This window comes from Pseudomonas sp. SDO5271_S396 (assembly GCF_054071795.1).
The window spans coordinates 1-25,935 of the sequence record NZ_JBSVWB010000037.1; the positions used below are offsets into that span (position 1 = coordinate 1).

General features: G+C 59.7%; 26 protein-coding genes. 17 read left to right on the forward strand and 9 right to left on the reverse strand.

Annotated elements, in window-relative coordinates; genetic code table 11:
- Together ACW9IN_RS21865 and ACW9IN_RS21870 are read left to right on the forward strand one after the other, a co-directional pair.
- Window positions 1–119: hypothetical protein (locus ACW9IN_RS21865; RefSeq protein ID WP_235369420.1), on the forward strand; the 119-nt coding region annotated here is incomplete at its 5' end.
- 186 nt (window positions 120–305) lie between these two features.
- Window positions 306–950, forward strand: a complete 645-nt coding sequence (locus ACW9IN_RS21870) for an HAD-IB family hydrolase (protein ID WP_457367752.1) — start codon at window positions 306–308, stop codon at window positions 948–950.
- 93 nt (window positions 951–1,043) lie between these two features.
- On the opposite strand, the gene vapB is transcribed toward ACW9IN_RS21870, so the two are convergent.
- A complete protein-coding gene (gene vapB, locus ACW9IN_RS21875) occupies window positions 1,044–1,283 on the reverse strand; it encodes a type II toxin-antitoxin system VapB family antitoxin (protein WP_457367753.1) in 240 nt (79 codons plus the stop codon).
- 170 nt (window positions 1,284–1,453) lie between these two features.
- Window positions 1,454–2,413 (reverse strand): LysR family transcriptional regulator, encoded by a 960-nt coding sequence (locus ACW9IN_RS21880; RefSeq protein WP_457367754.1) that lies wholly within the window; start codon window positions 2,411–2,413, stop codon window positions 1,454–1,456.
- 193 nt (window positions 2,414–2,606) lie between these two features.
- On the opposite strand from ACW9IN_RS21880, the gene argH reads away from it, so the two are divergent.
- From argH to ACW9IN_RS21915, 7 genes are all read left to right on the forward strand, one after another.
- Window positions 2,607–4,034 (forward strand): argininosuccinate lyase, encoded by a 1,428-nt coding sequence (gene argH / locus ACW9IN_RS21885; RefSeq protein WP_457367755.1) that lies wholly within the window; start codon window positions 2,607–2,609, stop codon window positions 4,032–4,034.
- Between the two features lie 118 nt (window positions 4,035–4,152).
- On the forward strand, window positions 4,153–5,031 hold the full coding sequence (locus ACW9IN_RS21890) for an amino acid ABC transporter permease (RefSeq protein WP_016974698.1): 879 nt from the start codon (window positions 4,153–4,155) through the stop codon (window positions 5,029–5,031).
- A gap of 24 nt (window positions 5,032–5,055) precedes the next feature.
- On the forward strand, window positions 5,056–5,820 hold the full coding sequence (locus tag ACW9IN_RS21895; RefSeq protein ID WP_457367756.1) for an amino acid ABC transporter ATP-binding protein: 765 nt from the start codon (window positions 5,056–5,058) through the stop codon (window positions 5,818–5,820).
- 25 nt (window positions 5,821–5,845) lie between these two features.
- Window positions 5,846–6,667, forward strand: coding sequence for an ABC transporter substrate-binding protein (locus ACW9IN_RS21900; RefSeq protein ID WP_457367757.1), 822 nt, complete (start codon window positions 5,846–5,848; stop codon window positions 6,665–6,667).
- Window positions 6,668–6,847: 180 nt separating this feature from the next.
- Window positions 6,848–8,017, forward strand: coding sequence for an MFS transporter (locus ACW9IN_RS21905; RefSeq protein WP_457367758.1), 1,170 nt, complete (start codon window positions 6,848–6,850; stop codon window positions 8,015–8,017).
- Window positions 8,018–8,071: 54 nt separating this feature from the next.
- On the forward strand, window positions 8,072–9,019 hold the full coding sequence (locus ACW9IN_RS21910) for a hypothetical protein (RefSeq protein WP_457367759.1): 948 nt from the start codon (window positions 8,072–8,074) through the stop codon (window positions 9,017–9,019).
- A 93-nt stretch (window positions 9,020–9,112) separates the two neighbouring features.
- Entirely contained in the window at window positions 9,113–9,493 is a 381-nt protein-coding gene (locus tag ACW9IN_RS21915) for a helix-turn-helix domain-containing protein (protein ID WP_457367760.1), read from the forward strand.
- Window positions 9,494–9,519: 26 nt separating this feature from the next.
- On the opposite strand, the gene ACW9IN_RS21920 is transcribed toward ACW9IN_RS21915, so the two are convergent.
- Window positions 9,520–10,458 (reverse strand): GlxA family transcriptional regulator, encoded by a 939-nt coding sequence (locus tag ACW9IN_RS21920; RefSeq protein WP_457367761.1) that lies wholly within the window; start codon window positions 10,456–10,458, stop codon window positions 9,520–9,522.
- Window positions 10,459–10,571: 113 nt separating this feature from the next.
- Between ACW9IN_RS21920 and ACW9IN_RS21925 the strand changes: the two genes are divergently transcribed.
- Window positions 10,572–11,372: an SDR family NAD(P)-dependent oxidoreductase gene (locus ACW9IN_RS21925; protein WP_457367762.1), complete on the forward strand. Its 801-nt coding sequence runs from the start codon at window positions 10,572–10,574 to the stop codon at window positions 11,370–11,372.
- Window positions 11,373–11,377: 5 nt separating this feature from the next.
- Here ACW9IN_RS21925 and ACW9IN_RS21930 read toward each other — a convergent pair whose 3' ends face one another.
- From ACW9IN_RS21930 to ACW9IN_RS21940, 3 genes are all read right to left on the reverse strand, one after another.
- Window positions 11,378–12,883, reverse strand: coding sequence for an amidase family protein (locus ACW9IN_RS21930; protein ID WP_457367763.1), 1,506 nt, complete (start codon window positions 12,881–12,883; stop codon window positions 11,378–11,380).
- 141 nt (window positions 12,884–13,024) lie between these two features.
- A complete protein-coding gene (locus ACW9IN_RS21935) occupies window positions 13,025–13,753 on the reverse strand; it encodes a hypothetical protein (protein WP_457367764.1) in 729 nt (242 codons plus the stop codon).
- A 109-nt stretch (window positions 13,754–13,862) separates the two neighbouring features.
- A complete protein-coding gene (locus ACW9IN_RS21940) occupies window positions 13,863–14,921 on the reverse strand; it encodes an MBL fold metallo-hydrolase (protein WP_457367765.1) in 1,059 nt (352 codons plus the stop codon).
- Between the two features lie 124 nt (window positions 14,922–15,045).
- Between ACW9IN_RS21940 and ACW9IN_RS21945 the strand changes: the two genes are divergently transcribed.
- Window positions 15,046–15,672: a TetR/AcrR family transcriptional regulator gene (locus ACW9IN_RS21945; RefSeq protein ID WP_457367766.1), complete on the forward strand. Its 627-nt coding sequence runs from the start codon at window positions 15,046–15,048 to the stop codon at window positions 15,670–15,672.
- 188 nt (window positions 15,673–15,860) lie between these two features.
- Window positions 15,861–16,919 carry a diguanylate cyclase gene (locus ACW9IN_RS21950; RefSeq protein ID WP_457367767.1) on the forward strand — a complete coding sequence of 353 codons (1,059 nt, stop codon included), beginning with the start codon at window positions 15,861–15,863 and terminating at the stop codon, window positions 16,917–16,919.
- On the opposite strand, the gene ACW9IN_RS21955 is transcribed toward ACW9IN_RS21950, so the two are convergent.
- Window positions 16,916–17,806: a LysR family transcriptional regulator gene (locus ACW9IN_RS21955; protein WP_457367768.1), complete on the reverse strand. Its 891-nt coding sequence runs from the start codon at window positions 17,804–17,806 to the stop codon at window positions 16,916–16,918. The two genes, ACW9IN_RS21950 and ACW9IN_RS21955, sit on opposite strands and share 4 nt — an antisense overlap.
- Window positions 17,807–17,886: 80 nt before the next feature.
- Here ACW9IN_RS21955 and ACW9IN_RS21960 point away from each other — a divergent pair, with 80 nt between their 5' ends.
- Window positions 17,887–18,591 (forward strand): CTP synthase C-terminal region-related (seleno)protein, encoded by a 705-nt coding sequence (locus ACW9IN_RS21960; RefSeq protein ID WP_457367769.1) that lies wholly within the window; start codon window positions 17,887–17,889, stop codon window positions 18,589–18,591.
- Window positions 18,592–18,856: 265 nt separating this feature from the next.
- On the opposite strand, the gene ACW9IN_RS21965 is transcribed toward ACW9IN_RS21960, so the two are convergent.
- Window positions 18,857–19,180 (reverse strand): DUF2025 family protein, encoded by a 324-nt coding sequence (locus tag ACW9IN_RS21965; RefSeq protein WP_457367770.1) that lies wholly within the window; start codon window positions 19,178–19,180, stop codon window positions 18,857–18,859.
- Between the two features lie 232 nt (window positions 19,181–19,412).
- Between ACW9IN_RS21965 and ACW9IN_RS21970 the strand changes: the two genes are divergently transcribed.
- Window positions 19,413–20,540 carry a glycerophosphodiester phosphodiesterase family protein gene (locus tag ACW9IN_RS21970; RefSeq protein WP_457367771.1) on the forward strand — a complete coding sequence of 376 codons (1,128 nt, stop codon included), beginning with the start codon at window positions 19,413–19,415 and terminating at the stop codon, window positions 20,538–20,540.
- Between the two features lie 148 nt (window positions 20,541–20,688).
- Entirely contained in the window at window positions 20,689–20,994 is a 306-nt protein-coding gene (locus tag ACW9IN_RS21975; protein WP_457367772.1) for a PepSY domain-containing protein, read from the forward strand.
- 49 nt (window positions 20,995–21,043) lie between these two features.
- Here ACW9IN_RS21975 and ACW9IN_RS21980 read toward each other — a convergent pair whose 3' ends face one another.
- Window positions 21,044–22,672, reverse strand: a complete 1,629-nt coding sequence (locus ACW9IN_RS21980; protein WP_457367773.1) for a methyl-accepting chemotaxis protein — start codon at window positions 22,670–22,672, stop codon at window positions 21,044–21,046.
- 264 nt (window positions 22,673–22,936) lie between these two features.
- Between ACW9IN_RS21980 and ACW9IN_RS21985 the strand changes: the two genes are divergently transcribed.
- The gene (locus tag ACW9IN_RS21985) at window positions 22,937–23,959 is read left to right on the forward strand and encodes a transporter (RefSeq protein ID WP_457367774.1); all 1,023 of its coding nucleotides are present in this window, start codon (window positions 22,937–22,939) and stop codon (window positions 23,957–23,959) included.
- A gap of 339 nt (window positions 23,960–24,298) precedes the next feature.
- Window positions 24,299–25,915: an inorganic phosphate transporter gene (locus ACW9IN_RS21990; RefSeq protein ID WP_457367775.1), complete on the forward strand. Its 1,617-nt coding sequence runs from the start codon at window positions 24,299–24,301 to the stop codon at window positions 25,913–25,915.
- Window positions 25,916–25,935: the final 20 nt, after the last annotated feature.

The following is a 25,935-nucleotide window of genomic DNA, read 5'->3' on the forward strand; positions in this document are numbered from 1 at the left end:
CAGGGACCACCAACCCGTTCCCGTGGATGAGCGAGATCATGGACTTGAAGAAAGAGAAGAATTTCTTTGAGACTCGGGTGATTGAGTACCAGACCGGTGGTGCGCTTAGCTGGGATTGATTCCTGAGCGACGCAACATCGACAAGCCCCGACACGTTCGGGGCTTTTTTATGCACGTTGCTGAGGCATTTTTCGCAGCAGATCCTACTAAACACATTGCCCAGTAGGGTTCGGATCGCCCCCTCGATGCTGTAGCCTTGTACCCCAACCGATTAGATAGGACCGAGGCCACCCGTGAACCCAGACATGCTCGAAGCCGGCCCCACTGACGCCAAAGTACTCTCCGTCTTTGACTTCGACGGCACCCTGACCCATCACGACAGTTTCGTGCCCTTCCTGAAATTCGCCTTTGGCCCTGGTGAGTTCTATGGCCGGATGGTCAAGCTGGCGGTGCCGGGGCTGCGTTTTTTGGTGCGGCAGATCAGCCGGGATGAGTTGAAGGCGCAGTTGATCCGCACCTTTATGACGGGGGTGGAGAAGGCGTGGGTTCAGCAGAAGGCTGAGGCGTATTGCCAGAAGACGTGGCCGCGGTTGATGCGGCCGACGGGCTTGCAGTCGGTGGCGGATGAGTTGAAGTCCGGGGCGGTGGTGACGCTGTGTTCGGCGTCGCCGGCGTTGGTGTTGCAGCCGTTTGCCGATCGGTTGGGGATCAAGCTGATTGGCACTGAGCTTGAAGTGGTGGACGGGGTGTTGACCGGCAAGCTCACCGGGAACAACTGCCGGTGTGAGAACAAGGTGCTGCGGCTTGAAGCAGTGTATGGGGATTTGGGCGAGTATCGGCTCAGGGCCTGGGGCGATACGCGTGGGGATCGGGAGCTGTTGGCGGCGGCGCAGGATGCGCATTTTCGGCATTTTCATGCGAAGAAGAAGCGGGCTCGGTTGCAGCGGTGATGCGGGTGGGTGGGGTTGGCAGGTAGACCGAGGCGACCCCATCGCTGCCTCGCTGGGGCTCGAGAGCTCCCACATTTGATCGGTGCTAGAGGCCTAGTCGTCTAAGGACTCTCGGTCCTGGTGTTTCTGCTGGGTCCTTTCAAGCATGAAGTCGCTGGAGACGAATTCAGGGTTTAGGAAGAAGCTGTCCCAGGTATTTTCTGCAGGAGCAATGATTCGCTCATTGCCCATCGCGCGCACCGTTATATCTTCTACCTCTGCCGGGAAATGCAAATCTGCTGGGATGCAGACTGTTTGTTCTCGGTTGCCTGAGTTAATTTTTGTTTGATGCATAGGCGTACTCCTCCTGGTTGGTTAAAGACAATACAAGTCAGATGGCTTGCCGCCTAGGCAGAAAATGTATCGATACAAATAGCGAGTTCGGCGGGTGGACCGAGGCGATCCCTTCGTAGCCTCGCTGGGGCTCGACAACTCCCACATTTGATCTGCGCAGGCGCTGAGCGTTATGTGGCGGCCTTGAGGTCCACGCCCAACGCTGTGGCGAAGGCTTTTACCATCGGGCTTCTCGGCGCGTTGTGGCGCAGGATCAGGTTGAAGACTGTGCTCAAGTGCACTTGCTCCGGGCACAGTGCGCGCAGGCGTCCTTCCCTCACCAAGGATGTTGCATAGTGTTCCGGCAGGAACCCGAGGAAGCGGCCGGTGAGGATCAGAATGGCGACAGCTTCCACTTGTGAAGCCGACGCAGACTGACTGTCGTAGTTGACGAACTGGCTCTTGTCGCGGTGAATCGCGTAGCGATGGTTCACCACTTCGTACTGGCGCAGCACTTCCGGTGTAATTTCACTCGCATTGAACAGCGGATGGCCTACGGCGCAGTAGGCGTGGGCCTTTTCCTCGTACAGCGGGAAGTAGTCAAATTCTTCACGACGCTGGTACACCGGCACAATGCCGACGATCAAGCGCCCTTCCACCACACCGCGCTCAACTTCGTCCAATTGCGAGGCATGTAAGCGCAGCCTGATTTTCGGCGACTCGCTATGTAATTTTCCCAACGCGGCAATGAGCGGGGAATTAACATCGGACACGGTGTTATCAATAACGCCCACACTAAGGTCGCCAATAAGCTCGTTTTGCGCCGAACTAAGCTTGTCGCGAAAACTGTCCACCGAGGTAAATAACTCGATGGACGCCTGATACACCAGCTTGCCTTCTTCGGTCAGCCCGAAGCCTTCCCTGCCCCGTGTGCACAGGCGCATGCCGATACGGATTTCCAGGTCGGAGATCTGTTTGCTGATGGCCGCCAGGCCCACGTTCAGCTCGTTTTGCGCGGCGCTGAAGCCGCCGGCCTCGACCACGGCCATGAACACACGCAGCAATTTGAAGTCCAGCCCGCTCAGTTGCAGGGGCGGTCTTGTGCCGGGTTTGGGCGGTAGGTTTCCAGAAGTGGAAAGTGGGGTTTCCATAATACGCGTTGACCTCAAGTGCCATATTCAACAGGCTTCAACCCAATCCTTGAACATAGCCAGGCGGCGATAATGAACATAAACATCCGCCCTTGGCAACCTTGAATACGGCGCGTCAGACGCTGGTTCAGTCTAGTTGAAAACTTATTTTTACTGCCTCCGACTCTTCTAAAAACAAGCGTGAGGAACACCCATGTCCCAGCCCACCGACCGCCTTTGGGGCGCTCGTTTCAAGACCGGTCCCTCGGTTGCCTTGGCCGCGTTGTCCCGTTGCCCTGAGCGCTATTTCCGCCTGACGCCCTACGACCTGGCCGGCTCCCGCGCCCATGCCCGTGAGTTGCAGCGCGCCGGTCTGCTGGACGAGTCGGAAACCGCCCGCACCCTCGCCGCCCTGGACGGTATCGGCGCGGATTTCACCGCCGGCAACCTGCATCCCACGCTGGATGACGAGGATGTGCACACCTTCATCGAACGTGTACTCACCGAACGCCTCGGCGCCCTGGGCGGCAAGCTGCGTGCCGGGCGTTCGCGCAACGACCAGACTGCCAATGACCTGCGCCTGTTCCTGCGTGACCATTCGCGTACCATCACCACCGAGGTGTTGGGTTTGCAGCAGGCGCTGGTGGAGCAAGCCGAGCAGCATGTGGAAAGCATCTGCCCAGGTTTTACCCACTTGCAGCAGGCGCAACCCATTGTGTTCGCCCACCACTTGCTCGCCCATGCTCAGTCGATGTTGCGCGATGTGCAGCGTTTGGTGGATTGGGATACGCGCACGGCGTTGTCGCCGTTGGGTGCTGCCGCCATGGCCGGCTCCGCGATTGCCCGCCAGCCTGAGCATTCGGCCCAGGAAATGGGCTATACCGGGCCGTGCGAAAACTCCATCGATGCCGTCGCCAGCCGTGACCATGTGGCGGAATTTCTGTTTGTGGCAGGCATGCTCGGGGTGAATATTTCGCGCCTGTCCGAAGAGTTTTGCCTGTGGTCTTCGCGGCAATTTCGCTGGGTAGTGCTGGACGATGCCTACGCCACCGGCAGCTCGATCATGCCGCAGAAGAAGAACCCGGACATTGCCGAATTGGCGCGGGGCAAGGCTGGGCGGTTGATTGGCAACCTGACCGGGTTGATGTCGACGCTCAAGTCGTTGCCACTCTCCTACAACCGTGATTTGAGTGAAGACAAGCACAGCGTGCTGGACAGTGTGGACACCCTGTTGCTGGTACTTCCGGCAATGGCCGGGATGGTTGCGACCATGAAGGTGCAAGTGGAAGAGCTGCGGCGCCAGGCGCCGATGGGCTTTACCCTGGCGACCGAGGTGGCGGACTGGTTGGCGACCCGGGGTGTGCCGTTCAAAGAGGCCCATGAGATTACGGGCGCTTTGGTGCAGGCCTGTGAGAAGCATGAGATCGAATTGTGGGAAGCCTCGCCAGCAATGTTGGCGGAGGTGGATGCACGGCTGACGCCTGAGGTGCGCGACTGCCTGACCCTGGAAGCGGCGATTGCGGCGCGCAGTGGATGGGGTGGGACGGCGCCGGAGCGGGTCAGGGAGCAAATTGAGCGGTTGAAAGTGGCGTTGGCCGAACAGCAGAAATGGACAGAGAGTTATCAGGGATTTCGCATTTAAGCCTGTAGGTGATGAGGTGTCTGGTCGGGCGCTTTCGCAGGCTGGCCAGCTCCCACACTGGATCGGGTTTCAACAGTTGCACCGAGTACAGCGGTAATCGCTTTTTTGGAGAATCACCATGAACCAAACCCCGGCAGAGCGCTTGGAAGCCGAGCGCAAGTTGTCCGAGAACCAGTTCGATATCACGCAGTACGAGCACGTGCCGCGTCGCTATTACGGGCGGATGTTTTTCGCCACGCTGATCGTGATCGTGTTGGCCGCGCTGTTGCGCGCATTCGCCAATGGCCAGATCGAATGGTCCTACATCGGTCAGTTCCTCACGTCTGAGGCCATCCTTTGGGGCCTGGTGAATACCATCGTCATGTCGATCCTGGCCATGGCGCTGGGCGTGGTGATCGGGGTTATCACGGCGATCATGCGCATGTCGGCCAACCCGATCCTGCGCTACGTGGCCATTACTTATACGTGGCTGTTTCGCGGCACGCCGCTGATTCTGCAACTACTGCTGTGGTTCAACCTGGCGCTGATCTTCCCGGTGATCGCGATCCCCGGCCTGTTCAGCATCGACACCGTCGACCTGATGACGCCGTTCGTGGCCGCCCTGCTCGGCCTGAGTATCAATCAGGGCGCCTACACCGCCGAGGTGGTGCGTGCCGGTCTGCTCTCCGTGGACACCGGCCAGTACGAAGCCGCCAAGTCCATCGGCATGCCGAGCCTGCAAGCGCTGCGTAGGGTGATTCTGCCGCAGGCGATGCGCGTGATCATTCCGCCCGTAGGCAACGAGTTCATCAGCATGGTGAAAATGACCAGTCTGGCCAGCGTCATCCAGTACTCGGAGCTGCTGCACAACGCGCAAAACATCTACTACGCCAACGCACGGGTGATGGAGCTGTTGATCGTGGCCGGCATCTGGTACCTGGCGGTGGTGACTGTTCTTTCATTTGGTCAAAGCCGCCTCGAGCGTCGTTTTGCCCGCGGCGCCGGCAAGCGTTCGTAAGTCTGGGTTGAGGAGAATTGCCCCATGAGAAGCATCGTCAAGGCCGTCAACCTGAACAAGTATTACGACCAGTATCACGCGCTGCGCGACGTCAATATCGAGGTCGAGCAAGGCGAAGTGATGTGCATCATCGGCCCGTCGGGCTCGGGTAAAAGTACCCTGCTGCGCTGCGTCAATCAGCTGGAAAAGATCGACAAGGGTGGCCTGTGGGTCGACGGCGAACTGGTGGGTTACCGCGTCGTCGGCAACAAGCTGCATGAGATGAATGAATCCCAGATCGCTCGCCAGCGCCTGGCCACCGGCATGGTGTTTCAGCGCTTCAATCTGTTCCCGCACATGACCGTGTTGCAGAACATCATCGAAGGCCCGTGCCAGGTACTCAAGCGCTCGCCCAAGGAAGCCATCGAAGACGCGCTGGAACTGCTGGCCCGCGTCGGCCTGGCCGACAAACGCAATGCCTACCCGGTGGAGTTGTCCGGAGGGCAGCAACAGCGTGTGGCGATTGCCCGTGCATTGGCAATGCGCCCCAAGTTGATGCTGTTTGACGAACCCACGTCAGCCCTCGACCCGGAGCTTGTAGGCGAAGTGCTGTCGGTGATGCGTGACTTGGCAACCACGGGCATGACCATGATCGTGGTCACCCATGAATTGGGCTTTGCCCGTGAAGTCTCCAACCGCATGGTGTTCATGGATGCAGGCCAGATTGTGGAAGCCGGCAGCCCCGAAGAAATTCTAATAAGCCCACAAAACCCGCGTACCCAAAGCTTTATTTCTGCCGTTCGCACTTAACTAAAAAACAAACGAGAACGCCCCCATGAAAAAATTGTTTATCCCAACGTTGCTCGCAGGCCTGATGGCCTCCACCGGTGTGTTCGCGGCCTTGCCGGCGGCCATCAAGGACAAGGGCGAGATCAGCGCAGCCATCGTGCCGAACTACCCACCGATGGATTTCAAGGATCCGGCCACCAACCAGATCACCGGCCTGGACTTCGACCTGGGCAACGCCCTGGCCGAGCGCCTGGGTGTGAAGATCAAGTGGCAGGAAACCGGCTTCGAGCAGATGCTCAGCGGCCTGACCACCAAACGCGTGGACATCGTGCTGTCGGGCATGACCGACACCGCCGAGCGTCAGAAGGCGGTGACCTTCATCGACTACTTCACCAGCGGCCCGCAGCTGTACACGATGGCCAAGCGTGAAGACCTCAAAGAATTGACTGACCTGTGCGGTAAAAAAGTCGGCACCAGCCGCCGTACTACCTGGCCGTCGGAAATTACCGCATGGAGCAAGGAAAACTGCGAAGCCGCCGGTAAGCCAGCGATTGTGGTGATCGGCACCGAAGGCTCCGCGGACGCGCGGGCGCAGTTGCAGCAGAATCGTCTGGATGCGGCGATGCAGGGTAGTGAGACCATTCCTTATCTGATGTCGCTGGACAAAGGTAAGTACAAGCCAGTGGGCCTGGCGATTTCCAAGCAGTTCACAGGGCTTGGGATCGAGAAGAGCAACACCGAGCTGGTCACGGCGATCAGTGAGGCGTTGCAGGGCATGATCGATGACGGCACCTACGGCAAGATCCTGAAGAAGTGGGATCTGGAGCAAGGTGCTGTAGAAAAAATCACCATCAATTCCGGCCAGTAACTCACTCTGATTGTGGGAGCGGGCTTGCCCGCGATGGCGGCAGGTCAGCTTGCATATTCATGGCCTGACCCACCGCTATCGCAGCGGTGCGACGACTCGACAAGCCAGCTCCCACAGTTGATCTGTGTTCACTCCTGATTTGTGTTGTATTGAGAAATAACAAGGACGCTCGCCTCCACCGTGGCCACCTACTCCCTGGTAATCCGCCGCTTGATGATCTGCTCGCTGACCATCGTGATCAGTCGGGCGATGACCAGCCCCTTGATGACCTTGTTGCTCAGCCGTCGCCTGGGCCTCAATCAGCAGGACATCGGTTTGCTGATGGGCATCGCGGTGTTCACCGCCACACTGATGGGCCTGTATGGCGGCTACGTCATCGACCGCATGGAAAAGCGCAAGCTGCTGATCCTGGCGATGCTCTCCAGCTCCATCGGTTTTCTGTTACTGACCTTTGCCACCAACCTTTACCTCACCACCTTGACCCTGGTGATTACCGAGTCGGCGTCGGCGCTGTTCCTGATCGGTTCCAAAGCGATCATCAGCGAGAACCTGCCGGTGGACCAACGCGCCAAGGTGTTTTCCCTGCGCTACACCCTCACGAATATCGGCTACGCCACGGGCCCCATGGTGGGTGTGGTGATTGCCGGGCAGATGCCGCTGTTGCCGTTCATGCTGTCCAGCGCCATTGCGTTTATCAGCGTGTTTCTGATGATTGGCATTCCGCCCACCCAGCGCGACGAAAGCAGCAAACCCTTGAGTTTTCTCACCACCCTCAAAACCCTGCGCAACGACAAAAGCCTGGTGTTGTTCACCGGCGGCAGCCTGTTGAGCACCATCGTGCATGGCCGCTACACCCTGTACCTGTCGCAATTTCTGTTGGTGATTCACAACCCGGATGATGCGCTGAAAATTCTGTCCGCCGTGCTCGCGTGCAACGCCATCACGGTCATGCTGCTGCAATACCAGATTGGCCGCTTCCTCAAGCGTGAACAATTGCGCTATTGGATCCTGCTCGGCACGGCATTGTTCATCGCTGGCCTGATCGGTTTCAGCCAGGCCGACAGCCTGCTGTCCTGGTGCGTCGCGATGTTCGTATTTACCTTGGGCGAGATGATCATCTTCCCTTCCGAGTTCCTGTTTATCGACACCCTCGCCCCCGAGTCGCTGCGCGGCAGTTACTACGGCGCACAGAACCTGGCGGCCTTTGGCGGCGCATTGAGCCCGGTGATCTGCGGCTATCTGCTGATCAACTCACCTCCCACCACAATGTTTTACGCGCTGGCCGGTTTGACGGCAGTGGGCGGCACACTGTGTTTCTTGAGTGGCAGGCGGGTTGCACGTTCTTGCTGATATTTAAGCCGGATCCCGCTATTAATAGCGAAACTTCTCACGGACCCGAGCCCCATGAAATTCGACACGGCCTACAGCCTGAGTCTCGACGACAAGCTGTCGATCTATGACGTTCGAGACCTGAATTTCGACGAAACCAGCGATTTCGACTCCGACAAGGATCGCTTTCTCTGCCCCAACGACGACTGCCGCGCAGCGTTCGATACGGACAACGTCTTGAGCACCTTCAACGCCAAGAACGTCAATTACCTGCGTACTCCCCACTTCAAGAACAAGACCACCACCCGGCATATCGAAGGCTGCCGCTATGCCAGCACTCACAAGAACGCGACCGGCGAAAGTGACGACGAGCGCGAGGATAATTTCCCATCGGAATGGGTACTGACGCGGCGCCAGTATGAACGTAAGACTCTTCCGGCCGGAGTCGAGGGAAGCCTCCCACAAGAACCAGCGAAGGCACCTTCACTCCACGCCAGCAGCTCCCACAGCATCGGTGACAGCACCCCGGACAAGACCAGCGTATTTGCCCATCCGGTGGAGTGTTACGTGTCCAACATCGATGACAAGGACAAGCTCAAGCGCATGCCGCTGAAGATCGGCGAGCACACCGCGACCTACTGGACGTTCTTCAAGAAAATCGAGTACCTGCAAGACAACAAGGGGCTGATCTACTGGGGCAAGGTCAAGGCGATCAAGGACTACACCAGCAGCTTTCGCATCGACTTCGAAAAGAAGGTGTGGCTCGACAAGAAGCCGTATTCGGTCAACGTTTACTTGAGCAAAAAGCTCATCGAAAACTACCGCAAGCGCAATGCGTTCCTGGAGCAGATCAAGGCCGCGGTGGACAGTGAGCGAGTGTTGTATTGCTTCTTCTACGGTGTGACGCCGGAGCTGAAACAGGTGCCGAGCAAGAAGAACCCCGAGCAGACCTTCGGGGTGTTCAGTGCGAATATCGAGAACCTGGACCACTTGATCATCCGCGAGGCGCCAGGGGTGGAATAAGGGCTGCTGAAACAGCCAGGTGATGAGCGGTCAGAACAACTGTATAAAAACACAGTATAGTCTGCCCTCACCGTCAAATCCTGGAGAAACCCCATGTCCTCTCTGGCAATGAGCTCTTTCGTAGAACAGCAGATCGTCCTGCATCAATTCACCGCCAAACACAGTGCCCAGGCCCGTGCAATGCTGGGCTGGAGCCGCGAAGAGCTGGCCCGCCAAGCCGAGGTGACGGTGGAGGCGGTGCAACGGTTCGAGAACCTGGGCGATGTGGACGATAAAACCCGTTTGAATCTGGCATTTCGGCTGGAAGCCGAAGGGCTGGTGTTTTTTCCGGGCTTTGCTCCGGGATGGGGAATGAGTGCCCGCCGGTTTGAAACGACACCAACCGACCCCGTCACGCCCGGCCTTATCTCGCGATTGATGGGCTCCACAGGCGTATCCCTGGAGTCGTCAAACCCTCAGCCGAATGGCGCCTAGCATCCAACCGAATCACCGCAGCGACGTCAGGCCTGCAATTGCAGCGCGCGACGCATCATTTGCGGCGGTTGGCCAAAGGCACGCAGGAAGGCGCGGCGCATGCGTTCGGGGTCACCAAAGCCGGTTTCACGGGCGATGATGTCGATGGAATGGTCACCGGACTCGAGCAACAAACGCGCCGCCTCGATACGCAACCGTTCGACGGCCTTCGCCGGTGATTGGCCAGTTTCGGTGCGAAACAAACGGCTGAACTGACGCGGGCTCAAATGGGCAACCTCGGCCAGGCGCTCTACCGACAATTCGTCTTGCAGATGCCGGCGGGCATAGGCCAAGGCGGTTTGTATGCGGTCAGATTTTGGGTCGATTTCCAGCAGGGCGGAAAACTGCGACTGGCCCCCCGCGCGGCGATGATAGACCACCAGTTTGCGTGCCACTTCACGAGCGATTTCCACGCCAAGGTCATGCTCGACCAGTGCCAGGGCCAAGTCGATGCAGGCGGTCATGCCGGCCGAGGTCCAGAGTGGGCCGTCGACGGTGAAGATCCGGTCTTCTTCCAACTTTACATTGGGGTAGGCCTGGCGGAATTCGCGGGCGTGATACCAGTGGGTGGTGGCTTTGCGCCCCTCCAGCAATCCGGCGGCAGCCAGATGAAACGCGCCCGTGCAGGTGGACGTCACGCGGCGAGACGTCTGCATGCCTTCCTGCAAATAGGTCAGCATGCCGGGCGTAGCCTTAAGTACTTCGTTGTCCCCCACCACCATCAGGGTGTCGTAGTGACGGCGGCCAAAGGGCACGCTGTCGATGGCAAACCCCATGGAACTGTTGATCGGCCCGCCCTGCTCCGACACCAGGTCCACCCGATAGAACGGTTGCTCCCTTTCCAGGTTGGCAAATTCGAACACGGTGCTGGTGCTCAGGCTGAGCATCTGAAACCCGGGAAACAACAAGATACCGATGGACACCATGGTCAAACCCCATGTCTCAAAAAGAGGGATATACGACATTGCCGCCAACACATTACGCTCATAATCTGGATCCAACAAGGCCGCCCTCCCCCGGCCATTCTGGAGCTGCTGCAATGAGTCAATCCAAAGGTTTTGCCCTGATCACCGGCGCGTCATCCGGTATCGGCGCCATCTACGCTGACCGTCTGGCCCGCCAGGGCTATGACCTGATTCTGGTCGCACGCAACCAACAGCGCCTGGAGCGGTTGGCGACACGCTTGACGGCCGATACCCAACGAGAAATCCAGGTGGTGGTTGCCGACCTCAACCTGCCGGCCGACCTGGCGCGCATTGAACAGATCCTGCACGACGACAGCCGCATCAGCCTGCTGGTGAACAACGCCGGGGTGGGTGCCACCGCCTCGGTGCTGGCCTCGGAAGCCGACAGGATGGACGCCATGATCCTGCTCAACGTCCTCGCCCTCACGCGTCTGGCCAAAGCGGCAGCCGCCAATTTTGTTGCTCAGGGGCGCGGTACGTTGATCAATATCGGCTCCATCGTCGCGGTTGCACCCAAGCTGTTGAACGGTGTGTACAGCGGTTCCAAGGCTTTCGTGCAGGCGTTCAGCGAATCCCTGGACCATGAGTTGAGCGACAAGGGGGTGACCGTACAAGTGGTGTTGCCCGGCGTGACCGCCACCGAGTTCTGGGACGTGGCAGGATTGCCCGTGAACAACCTGCCGGAAGCCCTGATCATGAGCGCCGAAAACCTGGTGGATGCGGCCCTCGCCGGACTTGCCCTGGGCGAAAAAGTGACGATACCCTCCCTGCCGGATCTCGTGGACTGGAACGCCTATGAAAGCGCGCGCCTGGCGTTGGGGCCGAACCTTTCCCACCAAAAGCCAGCCGCACGTTATAGCCTGGAAAGCGCCTGACCTTTTCAGCGCCCAGGCTTCGACCCGGCCTGGGCCGCTGCCTGCTCATAGCCATAGGCCACGGCCAGCAGTTTTTCTTCAGACCAGCGCGTACCGAAGAAGTACGCGCTGGTGGGCTTGCCCTCCTCATCGGTACCGGAAGGTACGGTGATGCCCGGGTAGCCTGCGGCGGCTACGCCGAAATAACTATTGGTTTCGAAATCCGCCACCATGGCGTCCAGGTTTTCCTCGTTGATCGGCTTATCCACCGTTGCACGAAAGTCCGTGACCAAGGTGGTCCAGGCCTCCTCGCGTTCTTCAGGCGTAAGGGTCGAGCCACTCACCTCGTGGAGTGTCGGCTGATGATCAGTCTCTGTCCCGTCGCGTTCGTCGTTGAATTTGATCAGTTCCGTCAGTGACTTGACCGGTAATCCGTTACGCTGGCTCAGGTAAGTATTCAGTTCCTGTTTCACATCCGAGAGCACCAGTTCCTCGTAGCGAGAGGCGTCTCCCAGCCGCATGCTCACCGGCACCAGAATCGCACCTTGCTCCCGAAGTACCTCCAGGGTCTTGGTGAACTGCTCACTGTTAACCACCGATCCCAGTAGACCTTCTACGATGAAGTTGGCGGGATAGCCGATACGCTTGCCCATCAGCGCTCCGGGAACGAGGGCCTTGGTGTAATCGATGCCTTCAGGTGCGCCCACGCTGGCCGGATCCTTCGGGTCGCGACCCGACATGGCGTTGAGCATCAACGCCACATCAAACACCGAACGTGCCATCGGCCCCGGCGTGTCCTGATGATGGCTCGCGGGAATAATGCCGTTGCGGTCCAGCAAGCCGACACTGGGCTTGAGCCCTACCACACCATTGAATGCTGCCGGTACGACGATTGAGCCACTGGTCTCGGCGCCGACTGCCAAAGGGGCCAGTCCTGCGGCTACCGCGGAGGCTGATCCGGAGCTGGATCCACCTACGTCCCAACTCGGGTTGAGCGGATTACGGGTTTGCCCGCCCCGACTGCTCCAGCCATCAGGGCCGCCGCGAAAACCACCGAGTTCGGTCAGGTTGGTTTTACCAATAATGACAGCCCCTTGTTCAATCAAACGCTGGACCAGCGGCGCATTCTTGCCAGCTGGATCACCGACAAGACCAAAAGCCCCTGCGCTGGTTTGCATGCCTTCGGTCTCGATAGTGTCTTTGATCAGGATGGGGATCCCATGCAGCGGGCCTCGAACTTTGCCTTCGGCACGTTCCTGGTCCAGCTTGCGCGCATCTTCCACCGCCTGGGGATTGAGCTCGATGACCGCATTCAAGTTAGGGTTCTGCCTGTTGATACGGTCCTGAAAGTACTTGACCAGATCGACTGAGGTCAGACCGCCCGGCTTGCTCATTTGCCTGCCCAACTCACTGACGCTGGCGTACTCCAAGCCGGTCGGCATCGGCCTCAACGAGCCGGTCAGGGACGATGCCCCCAAAAAATGCGAGGCAAGATGAATAAACGCGTGTACACCGTGACCGATTCCAAACATAAAGCACCTTTTAAGAGGGGTAAGAAATGACGAAGCCCCCCTGTGGGGGCGGGCGCCAGTCTAAAAACCCTGATCCTTCCAGGCTGCAAGACGCAGGTCGTTCAGTTTGCGTGATTGCTCACTGCATGTTGTGTGTGCTCCCTAAACATCTGACAGACAACACACCCTGCGATACGCCTGCATCATCGACGCCAGCGAGTCCCCGGACCAACGCGTGCCGTAGAACCACAGCGTCGCACCGTTCCCAAGCGGCTCACCGACATGTGGATACCCATTCCAGCAGGCCGTACGAAACGCAGCGGTGTGGCTGTCAGACACCAGAGCATCCAAACGATGCTCGCTCACATGGGCATCGATTTCGTTGTGCGTCTGCAGGCTGAAACGCAGGGTTTCGTCAGGCCGCTGGGCCGGCACCGCCACCAACTGCGCCCCGGCGCGGCGCAGAACGTCCAGCGCTTTCAGGAAAGCAGCGCTGTGTTCGATCGGCTCACGTTCATGGCCACGCACCCACCGGTTGGCGAACCCCAGGCGTCGGCCTGTCAGGGGCTGGGAGGCAGTAAAGGTGGTGTTGTTCTGCACGAGGGGAACTTCAACCATCACCGGTCCGGAAGGATCGACACCGCTCAAGGCGATCAGTGATAACGAAGGGTCACGGGAAGGCTTGAGTGCCAGCGTGGGAGCGTCATACCCGGGAATAGGCACGCCGCCCTTCGACTGAACGCCGAACGCGATGCCGCGTGGGCTGGCGCTTTCACCCGTTGAACCGGGCGATTCAAAGGCCTTTCCCGAAGGCTCCAACAGCGACGACAAGGGCTGGCCCAGCCGACAGGCCATACCCACTCGCCAATATTTCTTACATTCTTCATCCATCAGAACCTGCCCCCGGAAAATGAATTTCCGGGGATCATCGCACCCTATTCCGGCACTTGTCGCAGGCCTGAAACACCTTGAAATTTCCTTTTTTCCGAACGCTCCGCGATCAGCTTACAAGACGCTCCTCCGCGCCCTGGTTTTCCACCTCCAGCCACCACGCATGGCCACGCTCAGGCTGGTTCAGGCTGAATGCCTGCCCCATTGCCGGCGTAGTGATCGACACATTGCGCTCCCAGGCCAAGGCCATGATGCGATCGAACGGTTCATGCCAGGCGTGGAAGGCCAGGTCGAAGGTGCCGTTGTGAATGGGCAGCAGCCAGCGCCCCTTCAGATCAATGTGCGCTTGCAAGGTTTGCTCCGGCTGCATATGCACATGAGGCCAGTCGACGTTGTAAGCACCGGTTTCCATCAGCGTCAGGTCAAACGGACCGTACTGCTCGCCAATGCGCTTGAAACCGTCGAAGTAACCGGTATCGCCACTGAAAAAGATCCGCCGCGTACCGTCGATCATCACCCAGGAACACCACAAGGTCTGGTTGCCATCAAACAGCCCGCGACCGGAAAAATGCTGTGCGGGCGTGGCGACGAAACGAATGCCCTCTACCTCGGTACCCTGCCACCAATCCAGTTGGCGAACTTTGCTCGCATCGATCCCCCACTTGACCAACGTGTCGCCCACGCCCAATGGCGCCAGGAAATAGCGGGTCTTGTCGGCCAGTTGGATGACAGCCTTGTGATCAAGATGATCGTAATGGTTGTGGGAAAGAATCACCGCTTCCAGCGCAGGCAACTCCTGCAGGCTGATGGGTGGCTGATGGAACCGCTTGGGGCCGGCCCAGCTGAAGGGCGACGCGCGCTCGGCAAACACCGGGTCGGTCAGCCAGAACTTGCCGCGCATTTTCAACAGCACGGTGGAATGTCCCAGGCGGAATACGCTGTGATCCGGCGCGGCCAGCAATTGTTCACGGGTCAGCGGTTGCACCGGAATCTGGCCTGTCGGTCGCGTGGTACGCGGCTTGTGAAACAGCATGTTCCAGAAAATACGCAGGGTCTTGCCAAAGCCGCCGTGCTGCACGGGGGTGCCATTACTGAAGTGGCCCTGGTCCTGCTCGGCAGGCTTGTGTGTCGCAGGCGATGGATCGAGACGGGATGAGATCGTGGCCATTACAAGGTTACTCCGAGGGACCGCTCAAAAAATTACACTGCACAGTGTAGTTTCAAGATTGCAACAAAATGCGGAGCAAGTAAACTACCGAGTGTAATTTTCTCTGAAGAGCCGAGCGCCGCCCATGACTGCCCCTCAACGCCTCACCGACCGCAAGCGCGAAGCCATCGTGGCAGCGGCCATTGCCGAGTTTCGCGACAACGGCTTCGAGGTCACCAGCATGGACAAAATCGCCGCCACCGCCGGCGTTTCCAAGCGCACGGTGTATAACCACTTCCCCAGCAAAGAAGAGTTGTTCGCAGAGATTCTCCACCAGCTCTGGGCCAGCAGCGCGGCGCAACTGGACGTGAACTACACCAGCGAGCGTCCGCTGCGCGAACAATTGCGGGGTTTGCTGGAGGCGAAGATGAAGATGATGTCGGACGCCAACTTTCTCGACCTGGCCCGGGTCGCCATTGCCGCCACCATCCATTCCCCGGAGCGTGCGCAAGACATGGTCAACCGCCTGAGCAAACGCGAGGAAGGCTTTACCCAATGGGTACGCGCCGCCCAGGAAGACGGCCGCCTTGACTGTCCCGATCCGGCCTTCGCCGCGCACCAGATACAAAGCCTGCTCAAAGCCTTCGCCTTCTGGCCACAGATCACGCTGGGCCAACCCACCCTCGAAGTGGCTGACCAGGCCAATGTGATCGAGTCGGCCATCGATCTATTCCTCGCCGGGTACGAAGTTCACCCGCCAGCCCCTCGATAAACGGTTGCATGAGCGACATTGCACGTCGCTTTTGACGCATCCGCCCTCTGTTTCACGCAAATGGCCCGGAAGGACACTGATTATTCCCGCGCGAATAACTGACAATATTCACCGGTATTATCCGATCAACGGTTAATCCCGCGAATGCACGTTGCCGTACCTGCAAAAAAGAGTTGACCCGGAAAGCTATGGAAAACAGACGAGGCAAAGGGCTTTCATTTGCCAGGCGTATCTACAAGCCAAGGATCATTGGCCTGGGTATCGGCAGCATCAGTGTTGCTGCGGCCCTCTCCCCCCTGCCGATGCCCGACTGGGTCTGGGTATTCCTGTTATTCAACGGATTTGGGTGGGCCCACGTGGCCTATCAGCTTTCAAGCCGTTCGCAATTCCCCTACCAGGCCGAACAACGCAACCTGATCTACGACTCGCTGTTCGGCGGGTTCTGGGCCGCCGCCACGCAGTTCACCCCGCTGACGGCGGTGACCATTCTGTCGATGATGACCATGAACAACGTCGCCGCCGGCGGCAAGCGCCTTTTCCTGCGTGGCGTGCTCGCGCAAGCAGCCGGCGTTGCGGTGGCCTGGCTGCTGTTCGGCATGAAGTTCAACCCCAATGTGAGCCTGACCCAGGTCTATGCCTGCCTGCCGATGCTCACCCTCTACCCGATGGCCATCGGCATGGTCTGCTATCAACTGGCAATCAAACTCTCGGAACACAAACGCGCCCTCAGTGCGTTGAGCCGTACTGACAGCCTTACTGGCCTGCTCAACCACGGCTCGTGGAAAGACCTGCTGCAACTCAAGTTCCACAAATGCCAGCAGCAGCAAAGCCACGCCACCATCGCCTTGATCGACATCGATCACTTCAAGCAGATCAACGACAGCCACGGGCATATCGTCGGTGATGCGGTGCTGCGACAACTCAGCGTGGAACTGCGCAAGCACTTGCGGGAAAACGACCTGGCAGGACGTTACGGGGGCGATGAATTCTGTGTGATTCTTCCACTCATGCCCTCGGAAGAAGCGGCACGCGTGATGGAACACATGCGCGAAACCTTCAGCAACTACCGTAACCCGCAGATCCCCGAACTGCGGGTGAGCCTGAGCATCGGCCTGGCAGACTTCCAACCCTGGTTCACCGACGCCGCCATGTGGCTCAATGCCGCGGACCGTGCCCTGTATGCCGCCAAGGACACCGGGCGCAACCGAGTCAATGTCAGCGACGAGCCGATCGCCCACTCGGCCTAGGCATCGCGTGACGGCCAGCGCACATGCCGTCCCAGCTCGTCGAACAGCGTCACCACCGAGCGTAATGCCCGGCAATCGGGACGCGTCAGCAACCACAGTGCTGTGTCACGCCCTGCCAGTGCGGGACCGATGGGTTGCAGGTCCGGCGCCAGCATGAACGCCGGCAATGCTGCGACCCCCAACCCTGCCCGCACCAGTTCGGCCACCGCGAGCATGCTGTTGCAGCGATAAGCAGGACGCACACCGGGCAAGTGTTCGCGGCGCCAGACCACCGTGGGGTGATCAGGCAGAAAATCGTCCGGCGCAATCCAGGAAAGCTCAGTCAATGCCCGGTCCTGATGCCGGCGCGCGTAATCGGGATTGGCGCACACCTGATACGTCACCGCCCCCAGGCAACGCCCTACAAGGTGCTCGGGCGGTGTCTTGGTCAAGCGCAGGGCAATGTCTGCGTCGCGGCGGCTGAGGTTGGCAAAATCGTTGGACGTACTCAACTCCAACGTCAAGCCCGGATATGTCGGCATGAACTGCGCCAGGGCCGGCAGCAACAGGCCCTGCAACACCGAGTCGGTGCAGGTCAGGCGCACGGTGCCGCTGACCACTTCACCGCCCTGCTCCACACCGATACGCGCGGCATCCAGCGCCTGCTCGGCGCGCTCGGCCTGCTGCGCCAGGTGGCTGGCCAGACTGGTGGGCAAATAGCCAGAGCGGCTCTTTTCAAACAGCGACTGACCCAGTGCCGCCTCCAGGCGCCGTACCGCACGGAACACCGTCGACACATCCACCCGCAGCAATGCCGCGGCGCGTGCCAGGGTGCCGCCGCGCACGAGGGCGAGGATCAGCGAAAGGTCCGGGTAGTCGATTCGATAGTGCGCTGCTGCATTGAACATGTGGGCAAACGCCAATATTGATTGCGTGAACGCCAATCTATAGTGCGCGCCAGGACACAACAAGCCATGGGATGCCCACGATGAAAACCACTCCACTGCACATCGCCTTGATCGGTGATCACGATCCCCATGTCACTGCACACCAAGCCATTCCCGTGGCCCTGCGACGGGCTGCCGACACCCTGGGTCTGGACATTCATCTGCACTGGCTCGACACCGACAACCTCACATCCACGCTGCCCCTGCACGGTTTCGACGGTTTCTGGTGCGTACCCGCCAGCCCTTATCGCGATACCGAGGGCGCACTGCGGGCCATCCGTTTCGCCCGGGAACAGCGCCGTCCTTACCTGGGCACCTGCGCGGGTTTTCAGCACGCCGTATTGGAGTACGCGCGCAATGTGCTGGGCTGGGCCGACGCCGAACATGGCGAGTTGGCACCCGAGGCCAAACGCGCTGTCATCGCCCCTCTCAGTTGTGCACTGGTGGAAGCGATCGACAGCGTGCGCCTGACCCCCTACACCCGAATTGCCGAGGCGTATGGCGCCCTTGAGTTGCAGGAGGGGTATCGCTGCCGTTTCGGTGTGAATCCTGAATTTCTGGATGCCTTGCTGGAAGGCGATCTGATCCCCAGCGGTCATGACGCCACGGGCGACCTGCGCGCGGTCGAACTGCTCGACCATCCGTTCTTCGTCGCCACCTTGTTCCAGCCCGAACGTGCGGCGCTCAAGGGCGTCACGCCACCGCTGGCGATAGCGTTTCTCGAGGCCTGCCAGCGCCTGCAATAAATAAGTTTGCTGTGGTGAATGGGGCTTATTGTGGTGACCAATCACTTTTGGTGTTGCCCTTTTTTGTGATGAGAGGGGGATGCTTGTGGTGAGCGGGCTTGTCCCGCGCTGGGGCGCGAAGCGGCCCTAAACCAGGCACCGCATTTCTTCCTGAAAAAATGCAGTGGCCTTATTGGGGCGGCTTCGCCACCCAGCGCAGGACAAGCCTGCTCACCACAGTGGCTATGTATTGAGTCAGATGGATTCGCCGGGGTTTTGCCTCCGCTCACCCCACCAAACGGCGCAACGCCACAATCTGCGGGATCTCCACCCTGCGCATATACACGCGCAACGGCTCGGTGATGTGGATACGTTCGTCAATGTTCTGGTCCAGCAACAGTTGGATACGCTCACGCGACAGGGTCATGGCCTGGCCGGCGGCCGGTAGCCAGACGAATTCGGTGGTGGGAATGATGCCGTCGTCGGCCACGTCCATGCCGAAGGCGTCTTCGCTGAAACGCACGAGGTACTGGCCGGTCTTGCGGTTCAGGCCGACAAAACCCTGGAGTTGATCGGCGGCCTGGCAGATGAGTTCGGAAGTGATGCGCATGCTAAACCTCACTGAAAAGTCCCATCGGGACTGGAAAGATGGTTTGCACGCGTGGCGGAAAGTAGCGCCCTCTGACGGGGCAGCTTCAGGCAAGCGTACTGCAACACAGCGCAAAAAAACCGAGAAAATTGGCCCCTGCGCACGTTAATGTCGGTTTGGTGATAGCGCCTTTCGCAATCAATTGTTAAAAAGGAGGCCTTCTCAAAGCTACCTCCACGAAAGGACTTCGCCTATGCCTGTCACGTTTACCAAGAGCGCCTTGCTGCTCGCACTGATGCTCGGCCTTGGCCAGGCACAGGCGCAAGACCCGATCAGCCCGGCTGAATTGGCAACCAACGAAGGCATTCCGTACCCGGCGGTCATCGCCCACCGGGGTGCGTCCTTTGATGCTCCCGAATCCACCGCCGCCGCCTACAAGATCGCCCGCGACCTGGGGGCCGACTACCTGGAGATGGACCTGCAACGCAGCAAGGACGGCGTGCTGTTCGCCCTGCACGACAACAACCTGCAGCGCACCACCGACGTCGCCACCAAGTTTCCTGACCGCAAGGACGCCCCGGCCAACGAGTTCACCTGGAAAGAACTGCAAACCCTCGACGCCGGCAGTTGGTTCAACGCCGCCTACCCGGACCGTGCACGCCCAGGCTTCGTCGGCCTGAAAATCCAGAGCCTGGACGACATCATCAAGATTGCCGAGGGCAACCCGCAGCACAAACCCGGCCTCTACATCGAGACCAAGGAGCCCAAGCAGTTCCCGGGTATCGAGGCCGATCTGAAAAACAAGCTGCTGGATAAAGGCTGGTTGAGCTCGGCCGGCTCCAAGCTGGGCAAGAGCAACACCGGCGTAGGCCAGGGCAAGGGCCGTGTCGTGTTGCAGACCTTTGAAGTTGCCAGCCTCAAAGAGCTGCAAAAAGAGATGCCCAACACCCCGAAAATCCTGCTGTTGTGGGTAGGCCCGGGCAGCATCGAGCCGAAATCCACCCAGACCTTCGCCGAGTCCGGCGAGGCCACCAAGGCCGCCTACTACGCCAAGCAGGAGCCTAAGGACGCCGCCGAGTTCGAAAAATGGGTCGACGAAGCCAAGAGCCTCGGTGCCATCGGCACCGGCCCGTCCGCTGAGCTGACCAATCACGGCGACCAGAGCTACACCGACCTGGTCAAACCGGAGATGAACAAGCTGACCCACGACAAGGGCCTGCTGGTGCACGTCTACACCGTGGACGAACCGGTGGACTTCGACAAAGTGATGAAGGCCGGCGTCGATGGCATCTTCACCAACCGCGCCGCCGAACTGTTGAAGTTCTACAAGCGCTGGCCGTCCTCCAGCGTGCAAGATCTGTTGAACGACTACAAATACTGAGCGAAGGCCGGTGGTCAGGCTGGGCCTGATCACCGCGCCCGACGGCATGAATAAACGGTGCAAACGTCTGAATCAATTTAAGGGTGAATTAAGTTGCGCTGGTTAATCTGGCCCCACTTAAACAGCTCACCCGAGAAGGACATACACCATGAAAACCCTGACCGCTTTGTTCGCCGCCACCGCCCTGACCCTGACCGCGGGCCTCGCCCAAGCCGATGTTCGCCCGGACCAGATCGAAGGCCTGCTCAAGTCCGGCGCCGTCAAGCCTTTCGTAGACCTCAACAAAGACGCTCTGGCCAAACACGCCGGCGCCACCATCAACGACACCGAGCTGGACCATGAAGCCGGTCGCCTGGTCTACGAAGTGGACCTGACCGACACCGCTGGCAAACAGTGGGATGTGAAGCTCGACGCCAAGACCGGCGAAGTGCTGGAAAACAAGCAAGACACGTAATTCGCAACGCAAAACAACGCCACCCATGGGTGGCGTTTTTTATGCCCGGTCAGGCACTCAAACGTGCCGTCACTTCATTCAGCTCCCCCGACAACCCTCGCAGGTTCTGACTTGCCGCTTCCGTGCGCTGCACGTTGCTCAGGTTGGCCGTGGCGACCGTGGTGATCTGGGTGATATTGCGTGAGATATCCTCCGCCACCGACGTCTGCTCCTCGGCAGCCGTGGCGATCTGGCGGTTCATGTCACGGATGGCTTCCACCGCCTGGGTGATGTGGGCCAGCATGGCACCTGCCTGGGTGACTTTCTCCACACTCTCATCGCTGCATGACTGGCCGCTTACGATGGCCTCGGCCGCGTCCACCGCGCCCGTCTGCACGGCTTCGATAATGCTGTTGATCTCGATGATTGACGTCGCCGTGCGTTGCGCCAGGCTGCGCACTTCATCGGCCACCACTGCAAAACCCCGCCCGGCCTCGCCTGCACGCGCTGCTTCGATCGCCGCATTGAGCGCCAGCAGATTGGTCTGCTCGGCGATCCCGCGAATCACCTCCAACACCTTGCCAATCCGTGCGCTGTCGGTCTCCAGACGTCGAATGATGGTGCCGGTACTGAGAATCTCGTTGCGCATCTGGCCAATGGTGGCGATGGTGACTTTCATCACCTCGCCGCCTTCCCGAGCCGACTGGTCAGCTTCATCGGCAGCTTGCGAAGCGCTGGCCGCATGCCGTGAAACCTCTTGGGCTGTGGCTGACATTTCGGTCATGGCCGTCGCGACCTGGTCGGTCCGGTTGAACTGATCGTGAGTACCCGTCGCCATCTGCCCGGCGATGGCATTCAACTCGCCACTGGCACTGACCAGGTCGGTGGCGCTGCGCTGCAAACGGCTGAACGTTTCGGCAAGGAAATCGCGCAAGGTATTGGCAGCGGTGGCCAAATGGCCCAGCTCATCCTGACGGCGACTGGCCACACGTTCGGCAAAACGACCATGACTCAGTTGGGTCACATAGTCGATCAAACCACGGATCGGCAAGATCAGATTGCGGTTGATCAGCCAAAGGCTGAGCAAGCCGATCAAGACACCCGAGAACACCATGATCGCCAGACCTGCCAGCACCGTGCGCTCAACGTAGGCGCTGATGGCACTGGACTGCCGGCTGCCTTGCTCCCGCAGGTCGCTGACCAGGGCGCTCATCTGCTCGCTGGCAGCACGGTCCACCCCCTTCACCGCCGCGTCGCCCACCGTTGCATCACCGCCCGCCATCACAAAGGCATCACGACCACGCTGATAGGCCACGCCGAGTTGCTGGTGTTCCTGGCGCAGCGTGTCGATACGCTGGCTCAGAGTCGGGTCTTCCCGGGTCTGGTTCACCAGCCGTGTGAGGATGCCTTGCACATCCCGTTGCCGGTCCTGGAACTGGCCCCAGTATTTTTCCAGGTCCTGGGGCTGTTTGCCGCGCAGCAGGACGTTTTTCCATTCCTGTACCTGCACCTTGAATTGCAGGTTGGCTTCATCGATCAACTGGGATGTGAGTAACGGCCCGTCCATCAACGTGCGATAACTCTGCACCCCGCTGGAGAGGAAGTTGAAACAGGCCAGGGCGATCAACAACATCGCCAGCAGACTGCCACCGAGCAACGACAGAATCTGTGCTCTCAAGGAGGTTCGTAAAACATTCATCGGGGTAAAGCCTCGACACATGGGAAGTGGCGCACACACGCCATAACGTCCCTGTCATCAAAGGCACCGCCAGTCCACAGCGGTTCTCAACGGCCTGAATCGGCTGTGCCAGAGGCTTCTTGAACGAATCCTGACAAACGGTCAATAAAATGTCACCGCTGCGAAATAAACCCCAAACGGTCACAAAACTGTCAAATCACCTTGCAATGATTCGCCCACGCGAACCTGTGAAACGTCCTACAGGCACTTTCTCTGCGAGCCTCCATGAACCACAGCATTGACCACAGCCACCAGGACTCCGATCTGTTTGGCTTGCTTTATGGTTTTCGTTTTCGCCCCGGTGAAAAGGGCGAGCAAATCGATTCGGCTACCGCCTTGCAGGCCTTGCAACAACCGGCCGACCCGGACGAGTTTCTCTGGCTGCACCTGAACCTGGCGCACGCCGCCTGCGAGCGCTGGATGAAAACCCATCTGTCGCTGCCCGAAGAGTTCTTCGAAGCCTTGCACGAAGGTTCGCGTTCCACGCGCATCGAACACGTCGACTCGGCGCTGCTGGCGGTGGTCAACGACGTGGTGTTCAACTTCAGCAGCATGATGTCGTCGGACATTTCGACGCTGTGGGTCTGCGCCCGCAGCCGCCTGCTGATCAGCGCCCGCCTGCAACCCTTGCACTCGGTGGACAAGCTGCGCTCGTCGGTCAAGGCCGGTGAGCGCTTTCGCTCGCCCCTGGAGCTGCTGGTGCATCTGCTGCGCGACCAGGGCGAAGTACTGACCCAGATCGTGCGCAAAACCAGCATCAGCGTCGACCATATCGAAGACCAGTTGCTGTCATCGCGCCTCTCCACCAACCGCGCCGAACTGGGCGCCATGCGCCGGGTGCTGGTGCGTCTGCAACGCCTGCTGGCGCTGGAGCCGGGCTCGCTGCTGCGCTTGCTCAACCGCCCACCGCAATGGCTGCAAAAGGAAGACGTGAAGGAGTTGCGCAAATCCACCGAGGAGTTTGCACTGATCATCAACGACCTGATGGCCCTGGGCGAACGCATCAAATTGCTCCAGGAAGAGATCGCCGCCAACCTCAACGAGCAAAGCAACCGTACGCTGTTCACCCTCACCGTGGTCACGGTGCTGGCCTTGCCGATCAACATCATCGCCGGCTTCTTCGGCATGAACGTAGGGGGCGTGCCCCTGGCCCAGGACCCCGAAGGTTTCTGGATTCTGGTGGCACTGGTGGCCACCTTCACGCTGATTGCCGGGCGCTGGGCGTTCCGCAAACGCAAGGATTACTGACCTTACTGTCGAGCCCCGACGAGGCTGCGAAAGCGGTGGTTGAGCGATCGTTCCCACGCTCTGCGTGGAAACGCATCCTGTGACGCTCCGCGTCACGACTGCAACAGCGGACGTGGAGCGTCCAGGGCGGCATTCCCACGCGGAGCGTGGGAACAATCAAAACCACTGCCAATCCCCTGTGGGCGTTGTCGAGCCCCGGCGAGGCTGCGAAGACGGTGGTTCAGGTGTTTATTGGACAAGTGGCACCCTCAATGCCTTAAACACTGACCTGCCGCAGCATCTCTGTAACATTCTGCAATGATCATGAACGGCATCCTTCCCAACCCTGGATGCTCCGGCATGGCCACCCCTTCCCTGACTGCCTCCACCCCCGCCGCACACGCAGACCCCAAACCCAGGCTGGATAAAAAACCCGGCCTGTTGACGGTGATCATTTTTGTCGCCGTGCTCGCCATGGGCCTGTTATTCACCGCCTACAGCCTGATGCACGATATGCATGAGCTGGGCACGGTCGTCACCACCTGGACGCCGTTCCTGTTGTTGGGCGTGGCGTTGTTGATCGCGCTGGGTTTCGAGTTCGTCAACGGTTTCCACGACACCGCCAACGCCGTGGCCACGGTGATCTACACCCACTCGCTGCCGCCGCATTTCGCGGTGGTGTGGTCGGGCTTTTTCAACTTCCTCGGCGTGCTGCTCTCCAGCGGTGCGGTGGCCTTCGGCATCATCGCGCTGCTGCCGGTGGAGCTGATTCTGCAGGTGGGCTCATCGGCCGGTTTCGCGATGATCTTCGCCCTGCTGATCGCCGCCATCCTGTGGAACCTGGGCACTTGGTGGCTGGGGTTGCCGGCCTCGTCGTCCCACACCCTGATCGGTTCGATCATCGGCGTGGGCGTGGCCAATGCCTTGATGCATGGGCGTGACGGCACCAGCGGTGTGGACTGGGGCCAGGCGATCAAGATCGGCTACGCGCTGTTGCTGTCGCCCTTGATCGGCTTTGCTTTCGCCGCCCTGCTGTTGCTGGCCTTGCGGGCTTTTGTGAAGAACCGCGCGCTGTACAAGGCACCGAAAGGCGACACGCCGCCGCCATGGTGGATCCGCGGCATGCTGATCGCCACCTGCACCGGCGTGTCGTTCGCCCACGGTTCCAACGATGGCCAGAAAGGCATGGGCCTGATCATGTTGATCCTGGTGGGCACCCTGCCGATGGCCTATGCGCTCAACCGCACCATGCCGGCCGAGCAGTCGCTGCAATTTGCGGCGGTGGCCGAAGTGACCCAGGTCGCGCTGGTGAAAAGTGCGCCGCAAGTGCTCTCGGGCGACCCACGCCCCGTGCTGTCCACCTATGTGCGCACCAAGGAAGCCACTCCGGAACTGGTGCCCGCCCTCGCCGCCCTCGCCGGCCAGATCGGTGACGAAGTGAAAGGCTACGGCTCTCTGGCCAAAGTGCCTGCCGAAGCCGTGGGCAACGTGCGTAACGATATGTACCTGACCAGCGAAACCATTCGCCTGATGGACAAGGGCAAGGTCGGCAACTTCGACGCCGACACCCAGGGCAAACTCAAACTGTTCAAGGACCAGATCGATAACTCCACGCGTTTTATCCCGCTGTGGGTGAAGATCGCGGTGGCCATCGCCTTGGGCCTCGGGACCATGGTCGGCTGGAAGCGCATCGTGGTGACCGTAGGCGAGAAGATCGGCAAGACTCACCTGACCTACGCCCAGGGCGCTTCGGCGGAGATGGTGGCCATGCTGACCATCGGCGCGGCGGACATTTACGGCCTGCCGGTGTCGACCACCCATGTGCTGTCGTCCGGCGTGGCGGGCACCATGGTGGCCAACGGTGGCGGCTTGCAGATGAGGACCATCCGCAACCTGCTGATGGCCTGGGTGCTGACATTGCCGGCGGCGATTCTGCTGTCAGGCAGCCTGTACTGGCTGTTCACCAAACTGTTCTGATCGCGCAACGGGAGCCGGAC